The sequence below is a fragment of the Morganella sp. Je.2.23 genome (assembly GCF_051129855.1).
Classification (GTDB): Bacteria; Pseudomonadota; Gammaproteobacteria; order Enterobacterales; family Enterobacteriaceae; genus Morganella; species Morganella sibonii.
On sequence record NZ_JBCPSQ010000058.1, the window covers coordinates 1 to 255 of the forward strand.

Genomic DNA, 255 nt, shown 5'->3' on the forward strand with positions numbered 1-255 from the left:
GTTGCTAATTTTTTTGGTTTAGCTGAATATGTCCCTGATTGGACATTTAAAATGCACACCTTAGATGGAAAGCCAAAAATGCAAGGTGATTGGTCATTTAGTGATGATGGGAAAAGTCGAACATTAGCTGCGAAAAATGATAAAGGTGAGGTTTTATTCACAAGAGTTGTAGAGAATGTCACGGTGACTCCTGATGAGTATACTTATCGTATTTATCCATCATCCGAGAATAAAACTAAGTACTTTGATATCGTT

At 35.7% G+C, this 255-nt stretch carries 1 protein-coding gene; it reads left to right on the plus strand.

Annotated features, from left to right (window positions below; all coding sequences use genetic code 11):
* Positions 1 to 255, plus strand: a 255-nt coding sequence (locus AAZR23_RS20830; RefSeq protein ID WP_434694514.1) for a DUF4822 domain-containing protein, incomplete at both ends; no start/stop codon positions are given.